Annotated in this window: 6 protein-coding genes; all 6 read right to left on the reverse strand. The window is 38.5% G+C overall.

Translation table 11 applies throughout. The annotated features are described in order from the left end of the window. The coding region (locus AC1DPQ_RS18180; RefSeq protein ID WP_477610449.1) for a glycosyltransferase family 2 protein at positions 1 to 228 on the reverse strand (228 nt) is incomplete at its 3' end. Further along, positions 229 to 1,200 carry a hypothetical protein gene (locus tag AC1DPQ_RS18185; RefSeq protein ID WP_477610450.1) on the reverse strand — a complete coding sequence of 324 codons (972 nt, stop codon included), beginning with the start codon at positions 1,198 to 1,200 and terminating at the stop codon, positions 229 to 231. It lies immediately after the preceding gene. After that, positions 1,197 to 2,063, reverse strand: a complete 867-nt coding sequence (locus tag AC1DPQ_RS18190) for a putative sugar O-methyltransferase (protein ID WP_477582697.1) — start codon at positions 2,061 to 2,063, stop codon at positions 1,197 to 1,199. The genes AC1DPQ_RS18185 and AC1DPQ_RS18190 overlap by 4 nt, the downstream gene beginning before the upstream one ends. Continuing rightward, positions 2,063 to 2,905 (reverse strand): glycosyltransferase, encoded by an 843-nt coding sequence (locus AC1DPQ_RS18195; protein WP_477582696.1) that lies wholly within the window; start codon positions 2,903 to 2,905, stop codon positions 2,063 to 2,065. The genes AC1DPQ_RS18190 and AC1DPQ_RS18195 overlap by 1 nt, the downstream gene beginning before the upstream one ends. Further along, positions 2,902 to 3,714 carry an FkbM family methyltransferase gene (locus AC1DPQ_RS18200; RefSeq protein ID WP_477582694.1) on the reverse strand — a complete coding sequence of 271 codons (813 nt, stop codon included), beginning with the start codon at positions 3,712 to 3,714 and terminating at the stop codon, positions 2,902 to 2,904. The genes AC1DPQ_RS18195 and AC1DPQ_RS18200 overlap by 4 nt, the downstream gene beginning before the upstream one ends. Further along, positions 3,714 to 4,631 carry a glycosyltransferase family 2 protein gene (locus AC1DPQ_RS18205; protein WP_477610451.1) on the reverse strand — a complete coding sequence of 306 codons (918 nt, stop codon included), beginning with the start codon at positions 4,629 to 4,631 and terminating at the stop codon, positions 3,714 to 3,716. Before AC1DPQ_RS18205 ends, AC1DPQ_RS18200 begins: the two co-directional genes overlap by 1 nt. Positions 4,632 to 4,713: the final 82 nt, after the last annotated feature.

Genomic DNA, 4,713 nt, shown 5'->3' on the forward strand with positions numbered 1-4,713 from the left:
CCCTTTTGCCAATTCAAAACATCGATTTACTGCCCAGCATTTGCCCCAATTTTCTTGTTTAATCGCTTTGATATCGGGTTGTGCCGCTAACCATTCCCAAGTGCCATCGGTACTGCCATCATCGATTACAATGATTTCAGTTGAACAGGAATTATTTTTGCAACTTGCTATGGCTTGAGGTAAGCTCCACAAACGATTATAGGTTGGAATGATGATGCTGATATCCATTTATACTGTACGTTCAGATTGCTCGATTTTTCTAATCCCAAACAATTTTCTGTAAATCGGGCGGAGTGTATTTTTCGCAGCAATCTTCATTCTTGCTGGCCATTCGATGCCAAATTTCGCTTGTAATTCCGTTAGCCAATTTAACTTTTGGTTTAAGAAATGTTTTAAGCGGAAAACCTCTCTTTGATAGGGGTAATGTTTGGTGTAGTAGCCTAGGAAATGAAAAATGAGGGGTTCAACTTTTTCAAATGGATACCAATCCTGATGTAAGGGATGAGGTTTTGGCGGATTGATCAACCATCTTTCACCACTCACCGCATCAATTTGATAGCCACCGGGACAAGCTTGCGGATCACTCATTACAGTTCCATCGTCGAATAAAGGTTGCATTTGATGAAGCTCCATCGCCAAGGCCATGATCACCTCATCATTTGGCCGGTTTCTCAATCTTTTGAAGCCAATTTCATCGTATCGCGTTTCCAGCTCTCTTGCTGTTTCATAAATGGCTTTTGCTGTTGCGCTATTTTCTAGGTAATAAATGCCGCCGTTAAATTTGGACATCWGAACAAGATTGAACTGTTGAAGAACCGATTTAACATCTCCAAACCATTCCCCATCGCTGATATATCCACCAAGTACGCTGACCGTTTTTCCTAGAAACTGCTCAAAAATGGGCTCAATGTTTCCGAAAATCAAACAATCGCTGTCGATAAAAAGCGTTTGTCCGGCAGGTGCAATTTGATCAAGATGAAGTTTTGGGGAGAAACCAAGTCCGAAAGCCCCTTCTTCGATGATGATTGTTTTTGCCCAAGCGTTTATATCGTCCGGAATAAATGCAGGCTGATCGGTAACAATGATGAAAGCAATCGATTCAGGATCATTCCATCTCTTAAACGACCTTGCTAAATGAACAGCTAAGTCGACATATAATTTTTTCCCCGTTGCTAAGGTGATGACTTGCCTTTGCATCACCTATTTTTAATTCGTTGAAAGACTTTTAATCCGAAATGGTAAAGTTTTGGAGAAAGTTTATGGATAAATCTTCTTTTATAAGGGAGTGCATTCAGCGATAATCGCGTATTCCAAGCCAGGATGAAAATATTCCCATTGGCATTTTCAATTGGAAGTATACCCATTTTCTTTAAACCGAGGGCTTCCATTTTATTGAAAATGATAACAGGATGATAAGATTCAATCCTGAAATTATAGATCATGAAACCGCTCTTGGCATGTCCAATTACTTTTTCTAAGTACTGATCTTGAATGGATGGTGTACACTCCGTAAAAGCGCAGTTGCTCAGGCAGATATCATAGATTCGATTTTCCGCTTCATCCAAATTCCCAAAAATTACTTTATCCAAATATTGATTTCCAAACTTTCCAAGATATTTCGCGGTGAGTAAGTTCACTTCCGGCAGGTCGTACATGGTGTAGGAAGAGATGTTAAAACCGTCCATCACCAATTTGGCCAAACCACCATATCCACCGCCAATTTCTACCAGATGTAAACCGTCTAGGTTTCCAAAGCTGCTTTCTAGATAAGCCAACTGGCGGATGTAATGCAGAGTAGAAGGAGCAATATCCCCAATTTCTTCATAATGGTGGATATCGGCGCCACCAAAATCATCATTTGTTTTGAATACATTGATTTGCGTTAATAATGATGGCGCATGTTTTTTGAGTTGATTGAGATAGGTTAGACCATCCTCATAAGAGAAATGTTCCAGGATTTCCTGATAAACTTCATTTTGCCTGAATGTGTTGAACACAGTGTCATCGGTAGCTGCTATGCTACAGAAATTGTTATAGCGTTGATTATCAGAAGCTGATTTCATCAATCTTTGTTTTTGAGTGTTGATTGGGCTGAAGCTACAACTCTAAAGCAGAATTCGTAAATCTTATTGTTGTAGAGTTGAACAACGAATAGTTTAAAGAAAGTACCTATCAACTTAAAAACCATGGTCACGCGTCGCCAAAAAGGAGGAACGGGAATAATCATCAAATGTTCTTGCGTCTTAGCTCCTTCTAAGGAGTTGGTCATGTGCCATTTTCTTGGCGTTGTTTCCAGATAACCTTCATGTGAAATGGAGAATTGATCTACTGGGTCTAAAACCACAGTTTTAATATTTTCATCGGAAAATTTTTTAGTGAGGAAATTCTCAAAACCATCCTGACCTAATTGTCCACCCTTTGGCGCTAATTCCAATGCGAAAAATCCATCTTGCAACTGTTTAGTATTACAAAGGCATGGATTAGCGGAAAACCCATAGATAGAATTAAAAAAATTCCCCATCAATGGATTAATCTTCTCCTCTTGGGTTAATGGTCCGGTTTTGCTGAGCACAATCTCTGCCCAATCTTGATGGTTTTCAAGCTGTTCGGCAAGCGTTTCTAGGGCTACCGAAGAATGAAAAGTCCAATCATCCTCCAACCAAAAAAAGTAAGGGGTATTGATTGTTTTCAGCGTAGTAGAGATGCTATTTACATATCCGCTTCTTTGAGGATGCTGAAGAATAACGTCAGGTTTGATCTCGTTGATCAGCTGAGGATTAACTTGTCCATCTATAGCAAGGATAACCTTCGTCCAGTTATAGCTAAAATGTTTGCGAAATGAGTTGATGGTTTGACTTAACAGATGCTCACGTCCTTCGCAAGTAAAAATGACAAGTGAAATCATATATCGACAGCAGCTTTGCTTATTTCGCTATTTTTTATAGCCAATATATTTTGATACCTGAAAATTTCATGTTTAGAATTATACTCACCCATTGGCAGTAATCTATTGTTGGGCATGATCCGATGGAGCTTATAATTCGGCAAAATTTTGTAGAAATCAATCATGAAGCTTTTTGAGGTGATGTTAAATTCGTTGAATTCAAACTGGATAATTGAAATGGCCTGCTTGTTGAGCATTTTTTTCGCCCCTTTTAGTACGCTTAATTCGTGACCTTCAACATCAATTTTCAAGAAATCAATTTGGTTAATGTGATTGGTTTCACAATACTCATCCAAGGTAACAAAATTGCATTCAGTTCCTGCGGATGTGTTCCCTACAAAAGTGAAAATATCATTAATGGAAGCAGGATAGGCAGTAGCCATGCTTGCATCATCATCTTTACTGGCAATGTAAAGGTTCGCTCGTTCCGCCTTATCGCTCAAACCAAAATGATTACAGATGAAATAATCCGTTTTGGAGCGTTCTTCCAAGGTTTTAAAAGTCTTAGCAATAGGCTCGAAGCAATGAATGGTTGATTGCTTGTAATTTTTCCGAAGGAAAGAAGCATATTCACCGATGTTTGCCCCCACATCAAAAATTACTTTGGGCTCATCTTGGAGTAAGTCGGGAACAATTGTAGTGACAATATATGCTTCTCCAGAAAAGTAAGTGTTATGACCAACTCCCAACTGAATATGAGCATGAGCCAAGAGGTCTACCTTTAGGAGTTTCAATATTTTGATGAAAAAGCGTTCAATTAATCTTCTCATTATTTAAATCTAAAATAATCAACTTTCATCACAGTTTTCCATCCAAATAGCCGACTTATCACTTTTTTGACAGGACTTTTGAAAGGCTCAATCTTTAATTTAGGGTACAACTCCTTAGCTTTTTGGGCAGCCATTGCTGATAAATCTTTATATTTTGGATAGAAGATAAAAGCATCGCCCCATAGCTGATTGCTCATGGCTATTTTTGCCTCAAGTTTAGGTGTTGCGGCTAACAGATATTCAGTTTTGAGCAAGGTAGATTGGAGCGTGTTTTTACAGGCAATATAGCTTCTTACCGCACTTAGACTATTTTGTTGCCTGAATTTTCGATAGTAATTGATTCCTTTTTTTGCAAATATCACTTCATCTGAGGCCAAGATCACCCTGCAAAAATATTCACTATCTTCATCCGGACAAGGAGAAATAGAGTAATTCCATGGACCAGCTTTTTTAATGATATCGATGGGCGTTAAAAATGCATTAGGTTGAATCATTCCGCCATAAATTGGTCCGATATAGCCTCCTCCATAAAGTTTAATTAGAAAATCAATCGAACTATTTTGTTCATTTGCGTACCAATCCTCCATCACCGGATAGCTTTGATGATCTGTTTGGTCAAAGAAATGGACTGTTGAACATAATGAGATTGCCTTTGGATGCTGTTTTAAAATCTCAACTTGACTAGCAATTTTATCTTCGCTCAAGAGATCATCCGCATCTAAATACTGGATAAATTCCCCAGTTGCCGCTTCCAGCCCAGTTTGTTTAGCAGCGCTTGCTCCAGCATTTTCTTTCGTGATGACCCTGATTTTTGAGTTTTGAATATCCTCAATTACTTTCAAGGTCTGATCTGTAGAGCCATCGTTAACTACAATAATTTCCAGATTCTGATGAGTTTGATCCAATACAGATTGAATGGTCGCTTAGATAAATCGCTCTGCGTTATATGTAGGAATAATATCTGAAACTAAATCATTCATTTAAAATCAGGGATAACAG

The organism is Pedobacter sp. 01T416_2 (genome assembly GCF_056398925.1).